Origin of the sequence: Endozoicomonas sp. NE40 (genome assembly GCF_040549045.1) — a bacterium.
GTDB lineage: Bacteria > Pseudomonadota > Gammaproteobacteria > Pseudomonadales > Endozoicomonadaceae > Endozoicomonas_A > Endozoicomonas_A lisbonensis.
In genome coordinates, this window is record NZ_JBEWTB010000002.1 from 2,847,145 (window position 1) to 2,867,938 (window position 20,794).

General features: G+C 50.6%; 22 protein-coding genes. 12 read left to right on the forward strand and 10 right to left on the reverse strand.

Features of this window, described 5'->3' with window-relative positions:
- Positions 1–106: 106 nt before the first annotated feature.
- On the forward strand, positions 107–2,026 hold the full coding sequence (locus tag V5J35_RS13715) for an ATP-binding cassette domain-containing protein (RefSeq protein ID WP_354007681.1): 1,920 nt from the start codon (positions 107–109) through the stop codon (positions 2,024–2,026).
- 80 nt (positions 2,027–2,106) lie between these two features.
- On the opposite strand, the gene V5J35_RS13720 is transcribed toward V5J35_RS13715, so the two are convergent.
- Positions 2,107–2,343, reverse strand: coding sequence for a cell division protein ZapB (locus V5J35_RS13720; protein WP_354007682.1), 237 nt, complete (start codon positions 2,341–2,343; stop codon positions 2,107–2,109).
- A gap of 453 nt (positions 2,344–2,796) precedes the next feature.
- Between V5J35_RS13720 and V5J35_RS13725 the strand changes: the two genes are divergently transcribed.
- From V5J35_RS13725 to V5J35_RS13765, 9 genes are all read left to right on the forward strand, one after another.
- Positions 2,797–3,021 (forward strand): hypothetical protein, encoded by a 225-nt coding sequence (locus V5J35_RS13725; protein WP_354007683.1) that lies wholly within the window; start codon positions 2,797–2,799, stop codon positions 3,019–3,021.
- Positions 3,022–3,209: 188 nt separating this feature from the next.
- A complete protein-coding gene (metX, locus tag V5J35_RS13730; protein WP_354007684.1) occupies positions 3,210–4,454 on the forward strand; it encodes a homoserine O-succinyltransferase MetX in 1,245 nt (414 codons plus the stop codon).
- A complete protein-coding gene (gene metW, locus V5J35_RS13735; protein ID WP_354007685.1) occupies positions 4,451–5,047 on the forward strand; it encodes a methionine biosynthesis protein MetW in 597 nt (198 codons plus the stop codon). The genes metX and metW overlap by 4 nt, the downstream gene beginning before the upstream one ends.
- Positions 5,048–5,107: 60 nt before the next feature.
- Positions 5,108–5,596, forward strand: a complete 489-nt coding sequence (locus V5J35_RS13740; protein ID WP_354007686.1) for a DUF4426 domain-containing protein — start codon at positions 5,108–5,110, stop codon at positions 5,594–5,596.
- Between the two features lie 25 nt (positions 5,597–5,621).
- On the forward strand, positions 5,622–6,227 hold the full coding sequence (locus V5J35_RS13745; RefSeq protein WP_354011296.1) for an XTP/dITP diphosphatase: 606 nt from the start codon (positions 5,622–5,624) through the stop codon (positions 6,225–6,227).
- A 6-nt stretch (positions 6,228–6,233) separates the two neighbouring features.
- Positions 6,234–7,370 carry a radical SAM family heme chaperone HemW gene (gene hemW, locus V5J35_RS13750; protein WP_354007687.1) on the forward strand — a complete coding sequence of 379 codons (1,137 nt, stop codon included), beginning with the start codon at positions 6,234–6,236 and terminating at the stop codon, positions 7,368–7,370.
- A gap of 44 nt (positions 7,371–7,414) precedes the next feature.
- The gene (locus tag V5J35_RS13755; protein ID WP_354007688.1) at positions 7,415–7,744 is read left to right on the forward strand and encodes a DUF3392 family protein; all 330 of its coding nucleotides are present in this window, start codon (positions 7,415–7,417) and stop codon (positions 7,742–7,744) included.
- A gap of 60 nt (positions 7,745–7,804) precedes the next feature.
- The gene (locus tag V5J35_RS13760) at positions 7,805–8,350 is read left to right on the forward strand and encodes a YopT-type cysteine protease domain-containing protein (protein WP_354007689.1); all 546 of its coding nucleotides are present in this window, start codon (positions 7,805–7,807) and stop codon (positions 8,348–8,350) included.
- A 169-nt stretch (positions 8,351–8,519) separates the two neighbouring features.
- Positions 8,520–9,191 (forward strand): YopT-type cysteine protease domain-containing protein, encoded by a 672-nt coding sequence (locus tag V5J35_RS13765; RefSeq protein WP_354007690.1) that lies wholly within the window; start codon positions 8,520–8,522, stop codon positions 9,189–9,191.
- A gap of 36 nt (positions 9,192–9,227) precedes the next feature.
- Here the strand turns inward: V5J35_RS13765 and V5J35_RS13770 are convergent, their stop codons facing one another.
- A complete protein-coding gene (locus tag V5J35_RS13770; protein WP_354007691.1) occupies positions 9,228–10,595 on the reverse strand; it encodes an MATE family efflux transporter in 1,368 nt (455 codons plus the stop codon).
- 121 nt (positions 10,596–10,716) lie between these two features.
- On the opposite strand from V5J35_RS13770, the gene V5J35_RS13775 reads away from it, so the two are divergent.
- On the forward strand, positions 10,717–11,520 hold the full coding sequence (locus V5J35_RS13775) for a MerR family transcriptional regulator (protein WP_354007692.1): 804 nt from the start codon (positions 10,717–10,719) through the stop codon (positions 11,518–11,520).
- A 363-nt stretch (positions 11,521–11,883) separates the two neighbouring features.
- Positions 11,884–13,170 carry a GntP family permease gene (locus V5J35_RS13780; RefSeq protein ID WP_354011297.1) on the forward strand — a complete coding sequence of 429 codons (1,287 nt, stop codon included), beginning with the start codon at positions 11,884–11,886 and terminating at the stop codon, positions 13,168–13,170.
- 99 nt (positions 13,171–13,269) lie between these two features.
- On the opposite strand, the gene trmB is transcribed toward V5J35_RS13780, so the two are convergent.
- From trmB to V5J35_RS13820, 8 genes are all read right to left on the reverse strand, one after another.
- Entirely contained in the window at positions 13,270–14,016 is a 747-nt protein-coding gene (gene trmB / locus V5J35_RS13785) for a tRNA (guanosine(46)-N7)-methyltransferase TrmB (protein WP_354007693.1), read from the reverse strand.
- Positions 14,017–14,084: 68 nt separating this feature from the next.
- On the reverse strand, positions 14,085–14,456 hold the full coding sequence (locus V5J35_RS13790; protein ID WP_354007694.1) for a DUF423 domain-containing protein: 372 nt from the start codon (positions 14,454–14,456) through the stop codon (positions 14,085–14,087).
- Between the two features lie 94 nt (positions 14,457–14,550).
- On the reverse strand, positions 14,551–15,807 hold the full coding sequence (locus tag V5J35_RS13795; RefSeq protein WP_354007695.1) for a heme biosynthesis HemY N-terminal domain-containing protein: 1,257 nt from the start codon (positions 15,805–15,807) through the stop codon (positions 14,551–14,553).
- Entirely contained in the window at positions 15,804–17,051 is a 1,248-nt protein-coding gene (locus V5J35_RS13800; protein ID WP_354016413.1) for a uroporphyrinogen-III C-methyltransferase, read from the reverse strand. The genes V5J35_RS13795 and V5J35_RS13800 overlap by 4 nt, the downstream gene beginning before the upstream one ends.
- Before the next feature lie 23 nt (positions 17,052–17,074).
- Complete coding sequence (locus tag V5J35_RS13805; protein WP_354007697.1) at positions 17,075–17,860, reverse strand: uroporphyrinogen-III synthase; 786 nt, start codon at positions 17,858–17,860, stop codon at positions 17,075–17,077.
- Positions 17,853–18,776: a hydroxymethylbilane synthase gene (gene hemC, locus V5J35_RS13810; protein WP_354007698.1), complete on the reverse strand. Its 924-nt coding sequence runs from the start codon at positions 18,774–18,776 to the stop codon at positions 17,853–17,855. The genes V5J35_RS13805 and hemC overlap by 8 nt, the downstream gene beginning before the upstream one ends.
- Positions 18,777–18,897: 121 nt before the next feature.
- Positions 18,898–19,635 carry a LytR/AlgR family response regulator transcription factor gene (locus tag V5J35_RS13815; RefSeq protein ID WP_354007699.1) on the reverse strand — a complete coding sequence of 246 codons (738 nt, stop codon included), beginning with the start codon at positions 19,633–19,635 and terminating at the stop codon, positions 18,898–18,900.
- Positions 19,632–20,717: a sensor histidine kinase gene (locus V5J35_RS13820; protein ID WP_354007700.1), complete on the reverse strand. Its 1,086-nt coding sequence runs from the start codon at positions 20,715–20,717 to the stop codon at positions 19,632–19,634. Before V5J35_RS13820 ends, V5J35_RS13815 begins: the two co-directional genes overlap by 4 nt.
- Positions 20,718–20,794: the final 77 nt, after the last annotated feature.

The window sequence follows — 20,794 nt, forward strand, 5'->3', positions numbered from 1 at the left end:
GGTATAGCGGCGATATCGTAGCGATACCAGCCACTCTTTTTATTGAGCGGGTTTTATTGAACGAGTTTTATTCCCCAGCCTTCCTCCCTCCGGTAAATTCCTTATAATGCGCGGCATGATCACATTGAATTCAGTCAGCTTACAGCGCTCTGGAAAAGTCCTGCTTGAAGACACCAGTGCAACAATTCATCACGGCCAGCATGTCGGGCTGGTGGGAGCCAACGGTTGCGGAAAGTCCAGCCTGTTAGCCCTGCTCATGGGAGAGCTGCAGCCAGACCAGGGCGATGTATCCATTGATCCGGGGCGGGGCATTGCCCACATGGCTCAGGAAATCAAGGCGCTTGAGCGCAAGGCGGTCGAATACGTTCTTGACGGGGATGAGCAGCTCCGTGCCATTGAGCAGAAGATCAATGACGCTGAAACCGCAGGTCAGCACGAAAAACTGGCCGAGCTTCATGAGCAGCTGCTGCAGGCCGACGGTTATACGGCTCGCTCCAGGGCTGAACAGATGCTGCATGGCCTGGGGTTTGGTAATGACCAGATTGAAAACAGTGTCAAAGACTTCTCCGGTGGTTGGCGTATGCGCCTGAATCTGGCACGTACCCTGATGAGCCCGTCTGACGTTCTGTTCCTTGACGAGCCGACCAACCACCTGGACCTTGATGCCATTGTCTGGCTGGAAGGTTTCCTGCAACGCTACCAGGGAACACTGGTGGTCATTTCCCACGACCGGGATTTTCTCGATGCGGTCACCGATATCACCATTCATATTGAACACCAGAAAACCAACGCTTACCGGGGCAATTACTCTGCCTTTGAACGAATGCGTGCTGAACGGCTGCAACAGCAGCAGGCTGCGTTTGAGAGACAGCAGAAGCAACGGGAGCACATGGAAAAGTTCGTAGAACGTTTCCGCGCCAAGGCCACTAAAGCCAAACAGGCCCAGAGCCGTTTAAAAGCGCTGGCCCGGCTGGAAGACATTGCTCCGGCACATGTGGATTCGCCTTTTACCTTCCGTTTTCCTGAACCGGATAAAATGTCTTCCCCCCTGCTATCGATTGACCAGGGAGAGCTGGGTTATGGGGATAAGGCACTGCTGAAGCTTAAACTCAGTGTTTTGCCAGGTTCCCGTATCGGTCTGCTGGGGGCCAATGGTGCCGGTAAATCCACCCTGATTCGCACACTGGCGCAGGAGCTGCCACTGATTGCCGGTAAACGACAGGACGGTGAGCATTTGAAAGTGGGCTATTTTGCCCAGCACCAGCTGGAAAGTCTGGACTCTCATGCCAGTCCTGCCCTGCATCTGCAGAGGATCAGCCCGGATGCAAGAGAACAGGAACTGAGAAACTTTCTGGGTGGTTTTGGCTTTCATGGCGATAAAGCGACAGAAACCATTGAAGGCTTCTCCGGTGGCGAGCAGGCACGGTTGGCTCTGGCGATCGTTGCCTGGCAGAAACCTAACCTTTTGTTGCTGGACGAACCAACCAACCACCTTGATCTGGAAATGCGCCATGCGCTGACTATGGCGTTACAGGAATTCGAAGGGGCGATGATTCTGGTTTCTCACGACAGAAACCTTTTACGCAGCACGACGGATGAACTGCTGCTGGTGCATGATGGCTCAGTGGATGTGTTTGCAGGTGATCTGGACGATTACAGCGACTGGCTGACAAAACATCGTACGCAGGCTACTGAGCAGCAGAACGAAGGTTCTGAAGAAGTGACAGCGCATTCAGCCCAGGGAAGAAAAGACCAGAAACGCCTTGCTGCTGAGCGCCGTAACGCCATGCGACCATTGAAGAAACAGGCAGAAAAGCTGGAGTCACAACTGGACAAACTGCAAACCCGTTTGGCGGCAGTGGAAGATGAGCTGGCGGATTCATCGATTTACGATGCTGCGGAAAAAGACCGACTCAAAAACCTGCTGGCAGAGCAGACAGACCTGACCAGAGGTATCAATAACACCGAAGAAGAGTGGATGATGGCTCTTGAAGAGCTTGAGGCACTTGAGCGGGAACTGTCGTAGATAGGCGGTACCATGCTCACCCGACAAGGTTCACCCGACAAGCATTTTTCCGGGTGAACCTTGTCGGGTGAGCAAGAGCATCAGGCTTCGTAAGCCGCTTCTTCTTCCGCAACGTCTTCAGAAACGTTGTCCAGTTTACCCAGTAAAGCACCAACGCGCTCACCCCAGGCACTTAATTCCTGCTTCAGCTCAGCGTTTTCCTGCTCCATACGGGTATTGGCAGTGCGCAGCTCTTCCAGTTCCATACGGGTCAGTTCGAGCTTGTCGATCAGGTTTTGCAGCTTGGATTCCAGATGGCCTAAGGATTCAATGGACATATGTGTTTCTAGCACCAGCATTTTGTCAGTTAACAGGGCTCTCTGCGGATACGCATACAGGCGGGTATAGCAGCAGAGTTTCGTACTCAGCCATACGATAGCACATAGTTTTAATAAGTACCTCGTTGCAGAGCCGGTTTGCTTATCCGTACTTTTACCTTTTTACTTTATGCACCGTGAAAAAGGTATTTCGTAAGGGAATGGTAAGTTCTGGTGATCTGGAATTTATGGTGGATTTAGCAACTATACTTTGCGAAATTGAATAGCGAAAATAATCGCTATCTGACATGTAAATGGGCCATATTTGTCAGGTGTCTTGTTATTTGCATCACCATACACGCTGTCACTGATGCTGGCAGTTTCTTCTCGATCAGGCAGCAGCATGTCTGAACGCTGTATTTCCGGAAGAGAGATGGCGGTGTACCCGGGGGCTTTTGCCTCAAGGAGTATTGCATGAGCGAGACGACACAGCCCTGTGCCAGAATCGTTTCTGTGCTCAATGTTGAAGATGAAGCCATGCGCGCTTTTTACAACTCTCTCACACACGACCAGAGTGTCGAAGATTACATCTCTGCACGGCATCTGCATTTTGCTTCACAGGTTGTCGAAGGTGTGTTTCTTAATCATTTGTTGGCTCTGACCGAGCTGGCTCTGGATCATTGCAGTTCTGCCAGCTGACAACCATCGCCATTGCCGATAAACTGCAACGTCCTGTTCCTGTGATGTCTGCTGACTCTGGTAGATGCAGGAGCGGGAGGGGGCGGAATACTTCGAATAAAACCTGGCTCCGTAAACAGCTTTAAAAAAAGCTCCGGGAATGGAGCGCATAAGACCAGATAAGACTAAATAGAACGACAGGAAGTATTATGCCAGAAGTCATACCTGCCCATTCGGTAGGGCTGGTTACACCTCAGACCCTCCATTTTGATGAACCTCTCGAACTGAGTTGTGGTCGTAGTTTGCCCGGTTTTGATCTGGTGATCGAAACTTATGGAACCCTTAATGCCGATCACAGCAATGCTGTGCTGATCTGTCATGCCCTGAGTGGACATCACCATGCTGCCGGTTACCATTCCATGGACGATCGTAAGCCCGGGTGGTGGGATAACTGCATTGGTCCCGGCAAGCCCATTGATACTGACCGTTTTTTTGTGGTCAGCCTGAATAACCTTGGTGGCTGTCATGGCAGTACAGGACCGGTCAGTATCAACCCGGATACCGACAAACCCTATGGTCCGGACTTCCCGATCGTCACGGTAGAAGACTGGGTACAGAGCCAGGCTCGTTTATCTGATCGCCTTGGTATTGAACAATGGGCTGCTATTGTGGGCGGCAGCCTCGGAGGTATGCAGGCTCTGCAATGGTCTGTCGCTTATCCGGATCGTTTGCGACATGCAGTTGTGATTGCTTCTGCGCCCAAGTTGTCAGCACAGAATATCGCCTTTAACGAGGTGGCACGTCAGGCGATTATGTCCGATGAACAGTTCCGTGAAGGTCGTTATCTGGAACATGAAACCATTCCGCGCAGCGGGCTTGGGCTGGCTCGAATGGTGGGTCACATCACCTATCTTTCAGATGATGCCATGGGCGCTAAATTTGGTCGGGAACTCAAGAACGATGTGTTCAGTTTTGATTATGACGTTCAGTTTCAGATTGAGAGCTATCTGCGTTATCAGGGTGAAAATTTCTCCGGCCACTTCGATGCCAATACTTACCTGTTGATGACCCGGGCGCTGGATTACTTCGACCCTGCCAGCCAGCATAACGATAACCTTGCCAAAGCCCTGTCAGCGGCCAACGCTCAATTTATGCTGGTGTCGTTTACAACCGACTGGCGTTTTTCTCCTGAGCGTTCCAGGGAAATTGTGGATGCGTTGCTGGATGCCGGGAAAGAGGTCTCCTATCTCGAAATTGATGCGCCCCAGGGGCATGATGCCTTCCTGATGGATATACCCCGCTATATGCAGGCGATTTCGGCGTATATGAACCGTGTTGCGGTTGATTGTGGTGCGGTGAGTAGTGGTGCGGTCAATACTGATACGGTCAATACTGGCGCGATCAATAGTGGTGCTTCGGTTAAAGCGAGTCAGAGCAGGGAGGAGCTGGCATGAGCAGACGTAATGATTTCGATATAATACGACAGTGGATAAAACCGCAGAGTCGGGTTCTGGATCTTGCCTGTGGCAATGGCGAACTGTTGAAATCTCTGAAGCAGGAAAAGCAGGTAAAAGGCTACGGTCTGGAGATCAACCCCCAGAATATTGAACGCTGTATTGTTAATGGCATCAATGTCCTTGAGCAGGATATTGACCAGGGGCTGGGGAATTTCCGTGATGGCAGTTTCGATACCGTCATCATGACTCAGGCATTGCAGGTTCTTCGCCACCCTCACCTCGTTCTGGATGAAATGCTCAGGGTGGGCAGGGAGTGCATTGTGACCTTTCCAAACTTTGGGCATTGGCGCTGTCGCTGGTACTTATCCACACAAGGTAAAATGCCGGTATCCAGATTTATGCCCTATACCTGGTATGACACGCCAAATATTCACTTCTGTACGTTCAGGGATTTTGAAGAACTCTGTCGGCAGAAGCAATTAACTGTCATTGAGCGGCTGGTAGTGGATAATGCTCACAAAGGGGACTGGAAAACTAAATGGTTCCCAAACCTGATGGGCGAGATTGCGATTTATCATCTAACCAGGTGATCAGGAATTAACCCTGTGATCTGGGAGTAACTCTGTGACCTGGAAATAAAGAGGTGCAGCATGAAAATAATAAACACCAAAAAATCGTTTTTAGTACTTCTGGCCGGTTTGCTGATACTTGGCAGCGCATGGGCTGCCCCTGTTCCTGAGGCGAGGGTGTTGAAAAATGAGCCCCTGCGCTTCGGTGATTACGAGGTGTATTTTTCCGCATTCAACAGTACGTTCATAACACCGGAAATTGCCAGAGTTTACCAACTGGAGCGGGGCCCGAAACACGGTCTTGTGAATATTGCGATTCGCAATGTTAAAGACAGTGAGGTCGGCAAAGCAGTGACTGCACAGTTGGAAGGTCAGCAGAAAAACCTTCTGCAACAGTCAGTGTCCCTGCAGTTTAAGGAAGTAAAGGAAGGCTCTGCAGTCTATTATCTGGCAAGTTTCCGGTTCAGTAATGAAGAGCTGCTGGAATTCAGCATCGACGTAAAGCCTGAAGGTTCGGACACCAGCTATCTGGTTAAATTCAGGCAGACTTTTTATCAGGACGGTAAATAACCGCCCTAAATCAAGAGAAGATAATATCGTGAGTGGTGAACATCGCCAGGTTGTTCTGGCCAGTGGTAATCAGGGTAAACTGCGGGAATTCCAGCATCTGCTGGCTAACCTGAACATCGACATGCTGCCACAAAGTCAGTTCAATGTGGATTCTGTGGAAGAGACGGGACTGACCTTTGTGGAGAATGCGATCCTCAAAGCCCGCCATGCCGCTAAAATTTCCGGGCTGCCAGCCATTGCCGATGACTCTGGCATTGAAGTGGACGCACTCAACGGTCAGCCAGGCATTTACTCTGCCCGCTATGCCGGTGAAGACGCTTCTGACACTGAGAACAACGCCAAACTGCTGAAGAACCTTGAAGGCTTGCAGGAGACACAGCGAACCGCCCGTTTCCATTGTGTACTGGTTTACCTGCGCCATGCGGATGATCCGACACCTCTGGTGTGTCACGGTGCCTGGGAAGGACGAATTCTTGAAGCCCCCAGCGGTGACCATGGGTTTGGTTACGACCCGTTGTTTTATGTGCCGTCTGAAGGCTGTTCCGCAGCGGATCTGCCAAAGGAAGTGAAGAATAGTATCAGCCATCGTGCCGTTGCCATGGCAAAACTGGCAGAGCAACTTCAGGCGTAATTGATAATGTTGCAACTGCCCCCCCTGAGTCTTTATGTACACATCCCCTGGTGTGTCAAAAAATGCCCTTACTGCGATTTCAATTCCCACGCCCTGAAAGGCGGGCTGCCTGAACAGACTTATGTGGATGCCCTGCTGCAAGACTTTGATCAGGAGCTGGAAGCCATTCAGGATCGGCCTCTGCAAAGTATCTTCTTTGGTGGAGGAACGCCCAGCCTGATGTCGGCGGAGGGTTTTGACCGGTTGTTGCAGGGCTTGCAGCAACGGATAGCCTTCGCTGACGATATTGAAATAACGATGGAAGCCAATCCGGGTACCTATGAGCACGATCGCTTCAGGCGTTACCGGGATGTGGGCATCAACCGTCTGTCTCTGGGGGTGCAGAGTTTTCAGGATGAAAAGCTGAAAGCCCTGGGGCGAATACACTGCGCTGCAGAGGCGCGGGAAGCCATTGCCTCTTTGCAGGCCATTGGCTTTGATAACTTCAATATCGACCTGATGCATGGCCTGCCGGGGCAAACCACAGAGGATGCGCTGTTCGACCTGAAAACGGCGATCGACCTGAAGCCGACTCATCTGTCGTGGTACCAGCTGACCATTGAACCGAACACGATTTTCTATTCAAAGACGCCGGTATTGCCGGAAGATGATGAACTCTGGTCTATTCAGGAAAAAGGCTGGGAACTGTTGGATCAGGCCGGTTTTGAGCAGTATGAAATTTCGGCATACAGTCAGGCTGGACGACAGGCGCGCCATAACCTGAACTACTGGCAGTTTGGCGATTACATCGGTATTGGTGCAGGTGCTCACGGCAAGCTGACCGACCGTGACGCCGGCAGGATTTATCGCAACTGGAAAACCCGTATGCCCGCCGACTACCTGAACGTTGAAAAGCCTTTTGAGGCCGGTCGCAGGGTGCTGGAAGCGGATGAGCTGCCGATTGAATTTATGATGAATGCCCTGAGGCTGAATGCTGGTGTTCATGAGCAACTGTTTGCAGAACACACAGGTATGAACCTGAACGTACTGGCAGAACAACGAGGCTTTGCCATTAAACAGGGATTGCTGGAAAATAGCGACAGGCTGCAACCTACACGACAGGGGCGGCTGTTTTTGAATAATCTGTTAGAAATGTTTGCCTGAGCCAGGCTCTTGCAGGGGTAACAACCAACGTACAGGTAACCACCATGGACGGGATTGCACAAATTATTATAACTGTGTCGCAGTTTTGCCGTAACAACCTGACTCTGATCGCCATTGCGTTAACGGCAGTGGCCGTCGTGTTTGGTGGCAGGACATTGTCAGCCTTATGCAGTAACTGGACTTCACGGATGCACGGTGTGTTGAGGGTACCGGTTCGGGCGGCGTTCAATCTTGCCCTGTTTGGCGCGGTTTTTTCTTTTGTGCCTTACTGGCTGGCGAGCCTGCTGGCATATTTCAACAACTATACGCTGGCGCCGGTATTGCTGGTCCTGTTCATTCTGGTGGGGCTGGCCTCAGATCGGTACGCCCGCTGAATGTTGATCATTTTGCGTCTATTCTGGAGAGATTGAACTGATTTATGCAAGCAGCTTCAAATGACGATGTATGATCTGGTCAGGCAATTCAAGGGCGTTACAGTTTGGACATTCTCTCAGAGCAGAGGAGAGATGTCCCTGATATCAGGACATACTGGCGTATGTGGAGCTCTAAGTGCCAGCTGGATAAATTATCATGCCCATAACGACTGTCTGGCTAACCATTTACAGCCAGATGAGAATGGAGCACTGGATGCTCTTACACTACAGAGTGTGCTGCATTTGCAACACTCCTTTGTGAATTCGGGAAACGAATTTTCTGCCGTTGAGACATGGCTGGAAATGCATGGCATGGTCTCCTTAAAGATGAACATCAAATCTTCTGTTGATAAGGACACTGAATTCCATATTATCACCTCACTTGGGAAAAATTTTAACTGCTATGCCTATGTTATTTTTTGCAGGAGCAGGAGGGGGGCGAATCATGCTGTCGCTATCTGGATTGGAGGCTCCAATTATATCAATGGAGACATCTGTTTTTTTGATCCGAATTATGGTGAAGCCTGGTTCGTCATAACTTTTGCGCTGTCGAACAGAGCATTATAACGCGCTATTTCATACGACAGCGGTTTGTATTTCCAATGTCGTTTTTCTCCATAGATTCATTTTCGTTAAATGAACCATCTTTCTAATTGTGCTATTTTAAGACTCCCGGTCAAAGTAATGAGACACGCCTGGTTTGAGGGGTGCAAACTGATTAGCGCAGGTAGTTCCGATGGATTTGTATGAGTTGGTCAGACAATACAATGGCGTTGTTAGTTGGAAGTTCTCCCAAAGCAACATAAAAGCAGTAAGGCTTGGGGGGGCTGGCATATGCTCTGCCCTGAGTGCCAGCTGGATAAATTATCACGCTCACAACGACAGCCTTGCTAATCATTTCAGGACAGGGGGGGTCGGTCGCGCGGATATTCTTGCAATACATAACATGGTGTTTTTGCAGGACAGTTTCGATAGCCACAAGACTCAACTTACCAAAGCACAGACTCAGCAACTGACTAACGCACAGGATCATCAACTGGCTGCCGTACAGGAATGGTTTAAAATGCACGGCATGATATTCTTGACGATAGCCAGAGGGCATTCTGCCCATCAGGACGTTGAGTACAGTATTATCACCTCTCTTGCAAAAAGTTATGCCTGCTACGCCTATGTTGTTTTTGGCGATATATTTGATTGCCATTCTGTTGCAATCTGGCTTGGAGGCTCCAACTATATCAACGGAGATATCTGTTTTTTTGAACCGAATTACGGTGAGTTCTGGTTCGAAAGCAAACAGGATTTTTTCCGGTTTTTTCCCGCTGCTTTTTGTCAGCTCCGGAACTCAGACCGTAAGTGGAATGAAGGCTGGATCGTCATGACTTATGCCCTGTCGAACAGGGCATTTTAGTACCTCAGGTTAGCAAGGCATCAACTAATCAGCTGGTTACGCAATAGCAGTTTGTCCAACCATCGCAGTGCTTTTCCATTGATTCAGCTTTTGCTTTAGCAGAATAATACCCACCATAAAGGTTGCTATCTCGCTGACGGGGGCAACGACCCAGATACCCTCAGAACCCATCATTACTGGTAGAGCCATCAGCAATATAAAGCTCAGTACCCCCCCTCTCATTAACGACAGCGTTCCGGCAAGGCGTGGCTGTTCCAGTGCCGTAAAGAAGCCGGAAATCACAATGTTGGCACCCATCAGGATAAACGCCAGGCAGAAGACCTTCATAAACTGGTGCGACAGGCTGATCAGTTCCGCATCATTCAGGAACAGTGCTGCCAGATAGTGACCAAAGAAGAAAATACCTGCGTAAGCTGCCGTACATATCACCAGAGCTGTTCGAAGAGTCAGGTTAATGGCTTCAGTGATACGAATATAATCCTGTCTGCCACGCAGAAAGGTGACGATAGGTTGCATGCCCTGAGTCAGGCCAATCATAGTCAGAAGCATCAGGTTGTTGGCGTAGCCAATGACACTGAATGCCGAAAGCTCAGACGTTCCCAGGTAAGCCAGAATCATGTTGTTGAACAGGAGCAGAATTAGTCCTGCAGACATTTCGGTAATGCAGTCCGGCCCGCCAATTTTCACAAAGCGGAATAGCTCTCTGAGTTTAGGCATGACCCTGACAAATTTCAGAGTTCCGGTTTTTCCGAGATAACCAGTGAAGTGCAGCAACAGCAGGGTAGCCTGTGTCATCTGGGCGCACCCTGTGGCGATGGCTGCTCCACGCAGACCCATACCCAGCCGGATCACCAGTATATAATCCAGAACAATGTTCATCACTGCCGCCATGCAGATCACCATGAGTTCCAGTCTGGGGAAACCGTCGACCTTAACGAACACTTCCATGGAATAGGCAACAAGATAAAAAGTATTGAATAGCAGTAGGGTTTGCAGGTATTCCACCACCATGGGAATCAGCTCATCCTTTGCACCCAGCAAAACAGCAATCTCTTCAATAAAGATATAACTGAGCGTACAAACCAGAGCACCGAAAATCAGCAATGCATAAATGGTGCTGGAGAACAGACGACTCGCGTCTTCGTGTTTGCCTTCACCGCGCTTGGCACCCACAATCGTGGCTGAACCAATGGTGACCAGAATGGAAATGGCGAACATGATGCTGATATACGGCATCGACAGATTAACAGCCGCCAGGGCATCAGCGCCGACACCCCGCCCTACAAACATGCCATCGACCATGGTGTAGAGTGCAAAAATCCATACGGCCATCGTGGATGGAACCGCGTATCGAAAGAGGGTTTTTCCTATGCTGCCTGATTGCAGGTCAATGGTTTGAGACATGTTTAAATAAGCTTTTGGTGGAGTTATGGCTTTCAGCCAACCTGCTATTAGCTTAAAGTCTTGAACGGTTCCAGAGTCAAGCGATTGCCTAAGTGATGTTATTTTAAGAAGCCTGAACTGTATGAAGTTATATCGAATCGGAGAAATCAGTCAGCTGTACGGCATCAGTGTCGATACCCTGCGCCATTACGAAAAGCTGGGCATTCTTATGCCTGAGCAGGTGAGCGACAGTGGTTATCGTTATTACTCCAACCGGCAGATCTGGCAGCTGAATATCATCCGTACCCTGCGGCAGCTCGGCATTGGGCTGATGGACATTCGCGACTACCTGAGCCATCGGACTCTGGAGAAAAGTCAGGCACTGGTGGAATTTCAGCTGGATACCATTGACCAGAAACTGCGGGAACTGAGCCGTTTGAAGCAGGAGCTGGAAGACCGGCACTATTACTTTCAGGAGTCGCAACAGGTGAAGGTTAGTGAGATAAAGCTCAAAACACTGCCTGCACGAAAAGTCTGGATTGAGATGTGTGAAGCTCAAACGATCTGGGAGATCGATCGTCTGCACAAAGAGATAGAGCTGAATACCGAAGACTCAAGACTGAGCTATTTTGCCTGGGGACGTGCCGGTGCTTTTATCAGTGAAGGCGATTTTCACAAGGGCAATCATGCTCACTACAGCGGCTCATTTATTATCGACAAACTGGCTGATAAAGAGATTCCAGCAGGTGACTACCTGTGTATGCATTTTCAGGGTGAATACAGTCGGCAGAATATTGATGAACAGTATTTTCGAATAAAAGATTACATGCAGTTCCATTCACTGACGCTGGCTGGTCCTGTAGTGGAAATCTACAAATTAGATATCCACGAAACTGATGATGAACGGGAATATCTGACCGAGATACAAATCCCTGTCAGTCTCTGAAAATGTTGCGAAAGTGTTCTTGCTGACATTCAGCACACCCGTTCTTATACCAATTGCACCCTCTAAACATGAATTGCGCAGCCATTTTGAACCGCTGGATCTGCGTTGGCTCTCGTTGTGAAAAGCCTCGCAATAGCTCGCTATTACTCGTCATTCCGCCTTTATGCCCTTCAGGGTATTGCTCAGCAGTCCAAAATGACTTGCTCATGGTCACATTTAGAAGGCGGAATTGGTATTAGTCTGTGTTCACAGTCTGAGTGAGTACCAGTTCGAATTTCTGAACTATACTGCGTTGCGGTTTACGAACTAAAAATGTGAATAATGATAACTCTTAACGAACTTCTGACTGGCCTGTCAACCTCGATGTTCGTCCTTATATTTCTAACGATTCGTTGGCGAACACCAGCTTTCATAGCACTTCTTCTGGCATGTTATGTGGCTGGTTTTGGATTTGGAATGGCACCTGGCTCTATTCTGTTGCTCGTAACAACAGGCTTTGGAGATACTTTGGGTGCAATAGGGCTGACTATTGCCCTGGGAGCCTTTCTTGGTGTTGTTCTGGAGCATTGCGGTGCAACCACCATCATTGCTAATGGAATCATCTTACTATTTAAAGATCGTTTTCCCGGTCTGGTTCTGGCTGTTACCGGGTATATTGTCTCAATACCTATATACTGTGAATCAGGATTTATTATCCTGGACTCTGTAAGAAAACAGCTGGCTCGTTCCCACAAAGTTTCTCCTGTCTTTCTGAGTACCGTACTGGGCTGTTCGTTATATGCGTCCCACACTCTGGTGCCTCCTACTCCGGGGCCTCTGGCAGCCATTACGAACCTGAATCTGAATGACCATATTTCACGGGTCATGCCACTGAGCCTGCTCTTCTCAATGGTTGCGGTATTTGCGGGTTATGCTTGGAGCATGCGTTTCTGTAACACGCCAGTTTCAATGGCAGTGAATGAAAAAGAGAGTAGCGTCGCGGCTTCACCTTCTTTCAGCTATCCATTCTTTCTGGCCATACTGCCCATTGTAATTCCAATCGTTCTTATTACCCTTGGTGGTATTGCAGCTGGTTTTCCAGAACTTTCATGGCTTACATTTACGGGCCATCCTGTGAATGCTTTATTGGCTGGTCTTATTTGCTGCTGGCCTTTACAGCGAGCTGCGGGATTACAGCCTGACTGGAATCTTGCAGTAAAAAAAGCGTTGGAAACTGGTGGGCGAATCCTGCTCGTTGTCGGTTCTGGAGGAGCGTTTGGTTATGTGCTTCGACACGGCGGTATGAGCGAGTTTATTTCCGGGCTTCCTGATCTGGGTCATTTGGGGCTGCTGCTTCCTTTCTTGATGGCTGCATTGATAAAAACAGCCGAAGGCTCCGCGACAGTTGCCATGATCACCTCCAGTGCCATGGTAATGCCTTTGCTGACGACTTTGGGACTCGAAAGTAACGAAGGGCGAATTCTGGCATTTTTAGCCTGTGGGGCTGGCGCTATGACGGTTGCTCATGTCAACGATAGCTTTTTATGGGTGATTTCAGAATTTACCGGAATGGACACAGCAACCGCTCTCAAGTCTGTGACGGTCGCCACTTTTTTTCAGGGCATTTCGGTATTAATAGCCCTGGAGTTTTTTGCACTGTGGATACTTTAGGCACACTGTTGGGGGATATCGCCGAAGGGCAGAGACACCCTGAATAATAGGAACTGTTGTTTCGTTCAAAGACGAGACAACAGTTCTTCCATACAGCTTTCAGGCAGTTCGCTCAAACAACAGATCCCAGACACCATGACCAAGACGGTGACCACGTTTCTCGAACTTGGTCAGAGGGCGGTAATCTGGACGTGGAGAATATTCCTGATCTCCAGCCATGTTTGTGAATCCTTCTGCGCCACTCATGACTTCCATCATCTGCTCAGCGTAGTTTTCCCAGTCAGTTGCCAGATGAATCACGCCGCCGACTTTGAGTTTCGGACGCAGCAGTTCAATAAATTTTGACTGAACCAGGCGACGCTTGTTGTGGCGCTTTTTGTGCCACGGGTCAGGGAAATAAATCTGTACCCGGGACAGGCTGGCGTCTGGAATACACTGTTTCAGCACCTCTACAGCATCGTCATTGTAAGTGCGAACGTTTGTGAGCCCGGCGGTACTGGCTTCATTCAGCAGGCTGCCAACGCCGGGACGATGCACTTCAACACCGATAAAGTTTTTGTCGGTTTCTGCACCGGCCATGGCAGCCAGAGACAACCCCATGCCGTAGCCGATTTCAAACACAACGGGAGCTTCCCGACCGAAGGTGGCAGCCATATCCAGAGTGCCGTCTTTCAGCTCCAGACCCCATTTGTCCCAGCATTCATCCATGCCACGTTGCTGACCCGTGGTCATACGACCCTGACGCAGCACAAAGCTTTTGATTTCCCGGCGCTTGCCGGGCTCGACGGTTTGTTCGGTCTCTTTTACAGAGTCCAGAGCATCGCTGGAGTTGATAGAATCACTCATGAGGCATTCATAGTTCTAGGTGGAAAAAATCTAAATGGAAAAACCGGCGTAAGATACCGGTCAAAGGATCATTTGAAAATAGCAAATAGTGCCAATGCCAGCCAGCCCAGCAGGAACGCCACTCCGCCCAGGGGCGTAATCATTCCCAGCCAGCCGATACCCGTTAAGGCCAGTGCATAGAGACTGCCGGAAAACAGAATAATGCCTGCCAGAAAACTGTTGGCACTCCAGCGCAGAAGTTTTGAGTCAGTAAAGTGCAGGCCAAGCAGGGCAATAAGGATCAGGGCAAGGCTGTGATAAAACTGATATTCAGTACCGGTTATCCAGACATTAAACAGTCGCTCGGGTAGCTGTTGTTTCAGGCCATGAGCACCGAAAGCCCCCAGGCTGACAGCAATGAAACCACTGATCGCACCGGACAGAAGATAAGGGTTAGCCATAGTGTTGAGTATTTTTGTTGTTGAGTCGTATCAAAGCCACCCACTTCTATTAGCTATAAAAGTATTAACTATAAAAAGTGGATGACCAAAGTGATCAGATCTTGAATGACTGTATTGATTTGCCAGTGTCTGGCAAATCAATCACGGTATCTGCTGCCAGTAGTAAGCCGTCCTGAAAATAACGGTTGCTGGTTTCATGCTCACCCAGATGTGCCAGAAGCCTGCCCAGTTCATTGTAGGTATCAGCGCGTTTGCTGAATCTCAGGCTGGCTTCAAAGTACTCACGGGCTTTCCCCCAGAGTTCGTTACGAAGTGCCAGACGACCGGCGCTTAATAAAAGATCCGGATCGTTTGTACGTTCTTTCAGTAATGACTCCGTGAACAGAAGTTGTCGCTTCAGGTCATTGCTGCGAATTTTACCGTACAGAAGAATCAGGTCTGCGCTATAACATTTGGGCAGGTATTCCCGCAGGATAGGTGCTGCTTTTTCTTCCAGTCCGAGCTGAACCAGACTGCTGGCATAGCGATACAGAATAACCGGGTCTTTGCGCTGGGCGGAACTCAGGTCGTTCCAGATACGTTGCAGAGGTTTTGCCCGTTCATCGTCAGACATCGCCCCACGGCTGTTACTGCAGGCCTGTTCAAACAGGGCTTCAAACGATTGCAGTTCCAGTTCCCGGTACTCATTATCATCCACGACTTTGAGCCGTTTCAGTTTCGGCAGCAGAGCGGCCAGCGACTGCCAGTCATTTAAACGACAATAAACCTGTTTCAGGAGTTTAAGCACAAAGGCGTGACGGGGCTCTTTTTTGTGCAACCGTTTAATGGTGGCCAGAGCCTGCTCCAGCTGTCCGGCAGACAGCTGGATCTGTGCCTGGGTAATACCAATTGCCAGGTCCGCACCGGGTGCTTTGTGGTCAGCCCGGCGAAGGTAGTCGGAGCAGGCATCGTGATTACCGGCTTCATGGGCAGCACGGGCTGCAGCCAGATAGGTCAGCAGAGGTGTTTCACCGGCTTCTGCCGCCTGAACCAGCAGCTTTTCTGCTTTCTTCCAGTGACCATGGGTGAACTCGGCAAAGCCACGAATGCTCAGCTTGCGGGCCTGTCGCTGTTTAGCATCGGCAGTGAACGGGTAGATAAAACTGGTGGCACCAAACATCATGCGTACCAGCCCGGACACCAGCCAGACGACACCTGTTAACAGCAGTATCATCAGGCACAGACCCCAGAGTGTGCTTTCAAAGGTCATGTTTTCATAGGCGATTAGCACATAGCCTGTGTCGTTTACCATGATGTTGGCTAACAACAGACAGCCGAAGAGCAGAAGCAGGAACAGGGCAAACGCTTTCATGAGTTTTGTACCCCGCTGCCAGCCTCTTGTTTATTGTTGAGAAGCGCTTCGTTATCAGGAGCCGTTTCGGGTGATTCCGGAGAGTCTGACGGCTTTTCTGAAGACTGGAACTGCTTGATGGCATCCAGAGCCCGGTTAACATTCGGCAGGTTTGGATTGACCGTGACAGACGACAGGGATTGCAGTTCTTCCAGCATACCCAGGGAAGCATCGCCTGACATTTCAAAATAACGTTCCACCCAGTGTTGCGCCTGCTGCAGGGATTCATTGTAGATCCCCTGCTCTCTTGCCAGCAGTGCCAGCTTTGCCTGTTCGATAAGGAGCCTCAGGTTCTGGCGCATCAACACATTGTCTTCAGCCGTCAGCAGAGGCGTTACAGGGGAGGTCCGGTCGGTTGTGAAACGGAACAGGCTGGTAAAACTGTCCCAGGTGTTTTTGAGCATGCCAAGCAGAACGGTTTGCCAACCACTACTTTCTGTTTCTGTCGCGCTAGCTTCCGTCGAGACCGCAGTGGTCTGGCTGACAGGCTCTGATTTATTAAAGCCCTCATGTTGCAACAGGGGCAATCCTGCAACCTGACGGCTCAGGGCGGAGAGACGCAGGTAAATACCTTCCTGATCCAGATGCGGCACCATGCGCAATACCGCAAGGTCTTCGGCCAGTGCTTCACGAATCGGGAACAGACTGTAGTCGTCCAGCTCCAGAAGAATAGTGTCGGCATCCTGCAACAATGCCTTGGCACTGATAACGTCGGAGGTCATTAACAGCTTCTGGTTGGCAAGACGCAGCAGGTATTCCACTTCTGCCAGCTGCCAGCCATCGCGGTTGCTGCCTGCCAGCTCGCGGACATGACGGGAAAGAACGTCAATACGGTTTAGCAAACGGTCATTACGCTTTTGCAGGGCTTCTATCTGCTGGTCTACGGGAGAGAGGTTTTGAATGGTTTCCGTCAGCCTTGCCTGCTGGCGGGCTATCTGGGACTGCAACTGTTCCTGTCCGCTTTGCAGAGCAGGCTGACTGTCTTCCAGTGTTTTGCCCCGCCAGCCAATGTAAGCCGTGGATGCCAGTGCTGTCAGCGCAATCAGTAACGCCAGCAGTGCGACCAGCAGTGGGAACCGGGAAGGTCTGGCAGTAGTGGTTGCAGCCGTTTTACTGCTTTTTTTGTTTTTACCTGAAGAGTCCGGTTTTGCATCCGTCACTTCAGGGTTTTTGGCTTGTTCGGAGTCTTTAGACTGTTTGCTCACATTATTATTGCTCACAAGATTGCTCACAAAAAAGTTTCATCGTTGATCTTCTCGAGAACCGATAGCATGGCGGCATGGTCGGCACCTGTTGCTGTATAAACCTGCCTGAATCCCAGTGTTTCTGCCAGCCGGGCGACTCGCTGGCCGGGAATCACCAGCCGACAGTGTTCAAGTATGGTTTGAGGCAGATACTGGCACAGGTTCCGGACGGTTTCGCCACTGCCCGCAAGAATGACATTAATACCATGATCTGCCAGCTGTTGTCGCACTTCATCGGGCTGATAGTCCGGGCAAAGGCGTTGATAGACCTCAAGAGTATCCACCTGTGCGCCCTGCTGGCGCAATGTCTTTTCCAGAAAGTCTCTGCCGCTTTTTCCCTTGATCAGTAACACGCGCTGCCCCGTGATGTCCTGAAAACCGTTCAGGGCCAGCAGGCTTTCGCTGTCGTTGCCTTGTCGGGAGCAGACGGCGGGTACATCCAGTTGAGCCAGAGTGTGGCGGGTTGTTTCGCCAATGGCAAACCATTGCTGATGAATGGGTCGTTGTGGCCAGTAATTTTCGATCAGCTCCAGCCCGAAGCGTGCGGCGTGCTGGCTGATGACGACCACCTTTTCGTAACGATCCAGCTGCAGCACACGGTCGCGAACCTCCTGAGTCTCAGCTAATGCAACAATGCTCAGCATGGGCAGGACAAAAGCCCTGCCGCCCTGCTGGTGGATACGTTCAGCCAGCCTGCCGCCCTCTGGTTGAGGACGGGTAACCAGGGCGCGAATCTGGTTGAGTGTTGCGTCAAAAAGGCAATCAGTCATGCATTAATTCACTGAGGATTCTGTCGGCACCTTGTTGTAGCAGTTTTTCCGCTACCTGAATACCTGCCGTCTCGCCTTCACTGCGGTGACAACGGGTCTGAGCTTCCAGCAGTACACGGCCATCGGGTTGACCGACCAGTCCCCGAATAAACAGTTCATCGCCCTGCAATTCGGAATAGCAGGCAATCGGCACCTGACAACCTCCGTTCAGGCGACGGTTCATGGCACGTTCAGCCAGTACCCGGTCGGCAGTGTCCTGATCGTGCAAAGGGGCAAGCAGTTGTCGGATGACGTTATCGGCAGTGCGAATCTCAATGCCAACAGCGCCCTGCCCGGCCGCTGGCAGACACTGTTCGGTGGTCAGGCAGTTGCGGATTCGATCGGCCATGTCCAGACGAATAAGACCGGCGGCAGCCAGAATGATGGCGTCGTATTCGCCATTATCAAGTTTGGCGAGTCGGGTGTTGACGTTACCACGCAGAAAACGAATGGCCAGATCCGGGCGGAGCTTCAGTAACTGGCACTGACGACGCAGGCTGGAGGTTCCCACGACAGCGCCTTCCGGTAATTCGTCAAGACGGCTGTAGTGGTTGGAAACAAAAGCATCCAGCGGGTTTTCCCGTGGACAGATGGTGGATAGCCCCAGACCATCAGGAAACGACATGGGAACGTCTTTCATCGAGTGTACGGCAATATCAGCACGCCCTTCCAGCAACGCGTTTTCCAGCTCTTTGACAAATAGCCCTTTGCCACCAATCTTTGCCAGGGGAGCATCAAGGATACGGTCGCCTTTGCTGGTCATTTTCACCAGTTCTACAGTGAGTCCCGGATGGAAATGCTCCAGACGTTCTTTGACGTATTCGGCCTGCCAAAGAGCCAGAGCGCTTTTTCGGGTAGCGATTCGGACGGTCTTCATGAATGGTTTTACTGCCTGTCTGACCGGCAGTGTGCCGGACTTGTTATTAATAATGGTTATTAGTAATGGTTTTTTGAATGGTTCAGATAATACGACAGGAAGGTGGCAGACCCCAACCGCTCTACATGGACTGCATGACTTTTTTCATCAGGGGAACATGACGTCGGCTGACAGAGAGTGGTTTATCGACGTGGGTCAGCTGGAGGCTGTAATGCCCGTTTTCATCCCGCAGCATGCGTTCGATCAGGCTTTTGCGCACCAGGGCGTTGCGGTGAATCCGAACAAACGTGGAACTGAACTCCACCTCCAGCTCTTTTAGCGGGTCGTCAATCAATGTTTCGCCATTTTCATGGTAAACGGTCACGTATTTGCTGTCGGCCATAAAGTAATAGACGGAATCCAGCGGTACCAGTTCGATACCTTTCAGGGTTTTGGCTGAAATATGGCTGCGCATACTGCTGTCCGACAGCGAACCCTGCAGCTGGTTCAGCTGAGCCCGGTTAATGCTGCCGGCACGATTGAGAGACTGATGCAGGTCTTCTGCCTTCACGGGTTTGAGCAGGTAGCCCACAGCCTGCACGTTAAAGGCTTCAATGGCGTGGTTGTCATAAGCGGTGCAGAAAATAATGGCAGGAGGTTGTTCCATTTCGGTCAGAAGACCTGCGGCTTCCAGTCCGTCCATGACCGGCATGCGAATATCCATCAGTACAATATCGGGCTGATATTCCCGGGCGAGCTCTATGGCTTCGTAACCGTTGCTGGCATCTTTTTCCAGCGGCTGAAATCCTTCCAGGCGGTTGAGCAGATGGCGAACCCGTTCACGGGCGAGAGGTTCATCATCGGTAATCAGTATTTTCATGCTGTGGATAACTTATTTTCCGGGTAGCTGATAATGGTTTCGTAAATCTCTGCTCCGTTGTTCAGGGTCAGATGCGTGTCTACGCTGGCATGGTTGCCATAGAGCAGCTGCAACCGTGACCTGATGTTTTCCAGTGCCAGCCGGTTACCCTGTTCTACCGCCTGCTCGCTGTTTTCCGGCACCGGGTTCTGCACCCTGATAGTTACTTTATCGTTATCCAGCGCAATATCTACACTCACCGTGCCGCCCTGCTGCCTTGGCTGGATGCCGTGGTAAACGGCGTTCTCGACAACAGGCTGCAATGTCAGGGGGGGAATGGACAGAGTGGCTGGCAGGGTTTCAGGTAAATTGTGAAACCGCCACTCACTGTCGAGACGGTCGCCCAGCCGGTGCTTTTCAATTCTCAGATAACCTTTGCACAGTTCGATTTCCCGGCTCAGGGAGATCAGGTTTCCGGCTTCCTGAAGGCTGGAACGAAACAGGTCAGACAGGTCTTCCACCGCTTCTTCGGCTTTGTCCTGATTGATATGAATCAGGCTGGCAATGCTGTTCATGCTATTAAACAGAAAGTGCGGGCGAATACGTGCCTGCAATGCTTGGAAGCGTGCGTTGGCGTTGGCGATTTCCTGTCGGGAGGCTTCGTGCTGAATATAGAAATAGCGCAGCAGCATGGCAGTCATGATGAGAGCGATAACGCCGTGGCGTAACAGCTGAGCCCAGTCAGGGTAGGTCAGCAGAAAAGCATCTCTCCACAGAAACCACTGTGCCAGCAAGGTAACGACAAGGGTGATGGTCAGAACGGTCACCAGTACCGCAGAAACAATCACAGCCGTTGGCGAGTTGCGCAATAACAGCCGAAGCCGGCAGAGTACCGCCGCACTGCACAGTACAATCCATTGCACAAACAGCGAGGTGGTGGCCAGCCGGTTCCAGTCAAAGCCGTTGCTGCCGGGAAAAGCCAGTACCTGGGTTAAAACAAACAGTTCGGCAACCAGTACCAGTATAAAAACCGCCGAGGTGTGACAAAGGTCGGGAATAAACAGGCTGTCTCTGTTTTTGTTATTAAGGGTGGAGTCCGGCATGGGCTGATTAAATTGTTCTTATTGAAGCCTGTTCTTATAATGCCGTAGCCGGAGCTGTAAGTACAAAGCTCACAGAA

Coding starts and splice junctions, on each gene's coding strand:
- V5J35_RS13715 (WP_354007681.1), top strand. CDS start 107: ATGCGCGGCATGATCACATTGAATTCAGTCAGCTTACAGCGCTCTGGA.
- V5J35_RS13720 (WP_354007682.1), bottom strand. CDS start 2,343: ATGTCCATTGAATCCTTAGGCCATCTGGAATCCAAGCTGCAAAACCTG.
- V5J35_RS13725 (WP_354007683.1), top strand. CDS start 2,797: ATGAGCGAGACGACACAGCCCTGTGCCAGAATCGTTTCTGTGCTCAAT.
- metX (WP_354007684.1), top strand. CDS start 3,210: ATGCCAGAAGTCATACCTGCCCATTCGGTAGGGCTGGTTACACCTCAG.
- metW (WP_354007685.1), top strand. CDS start 4,451: ATGAGCAGACGTAATGATTTCGATATAATACGACAGTGGATAAAACCG.
- V5J35_RS13740 (WP_354007686.1), top strand. CDS start 5,108: ATGAAAATAATAAACACCAAAAAATCGTTTTTAGTACTTCTGGCCGGT.
- hemW (WP_354007687.1), top strand. CDS start 6,234: ATGTTGCAACTGCCCCCCCTGAGTCTTTATGTACACATCCCCTGGTGT.
- V5J35_RS13755 (WP_354007688.1), top strand. CDS start 7,415: ATGGACGGGATTGCACAAATTATTATAACTGTGTCGCAGTTTTGCCGT.
- V5J35_RS13760 (WP_354007689.1), top strand. CDS start 7,805: ATGACGATGTATGATCTGGTCAGGCAATTCAAGGGCGTTACAGTTTGG.
- V5J35_RS13765 (WP_354007690.1), top strand. CDS start 8,520: ATGGATTTGTATGAGTTGGTCAGACAATACAATGGCGTTGTTAGTTGG.
- V5J35_RS13770 (WP_354007691.1), bottom strand. CDS start 10,595: ATGTCTCAAACCATTGACCTGCAATCAGGCAGCATAGGAAAAACCCTC.
- V5J35_RS13775 (WP_354007692.1), top strand. CDS start 10,717: ATGAAGTTATATCGAATCGGAGAAATCAGTCAGCTGTACGGCATCAGT.
- V5J35_RS13780 (WP_354011297.1), top strand. CDS start 11,884: ATGTTCGTCCTTATATTTCTAACGATTCGTTGGCGAACACCAGCTTTC.
- trmB (WP_354007693.1), bottom strand. CDS start 14,016: ATGAGTGATTCTATCAACTCCAGCGATGCTCTGGACTCTGTAAAAGAG.
- V5J35_RS13790 (WP_354007694.1), bottom strand. CDS start 14,456: ATGGCTAACCCTTATCTTCTGTCCGGTGCGATCAGTGGTTTCATTGCT.
- V5J35_RS13795 (WP_354007695.1), bottom strand. CDS start 15,807: ATGAAAGCGTTTGCCCTGTTCCTGCTTCTGCTCTTCGGCTGTCTGTTG.
- V5J35_RS13805 (WP_354007697.1), bottom strand. CDS start 17,860: ATGACTGATTGCCTTTTTGACGCAACACTCAACCAGATTCGCGCCCTG.
- hemC (WP_354007698.1), bottom strand. CDS start 18,776: ATGAAGACCGTCCGAATCGCTACCCGAAAAAGCGCTCTGGCTCTTTGG.
- V5J35_RS13815 (WP_354007699.1), bottom strand. CDS start 19,635: ATGAAAATACTGATTACCGATGATGAACCTCTCGCCCGTGAACGGGTT.
- V5J35_RS13820 (WP_354007700.1), bottom strand. CDS start 20,717: ATGCCGGACTCCACCCTTAATAACAAAAACAGAGACAGCCTGTTTATT.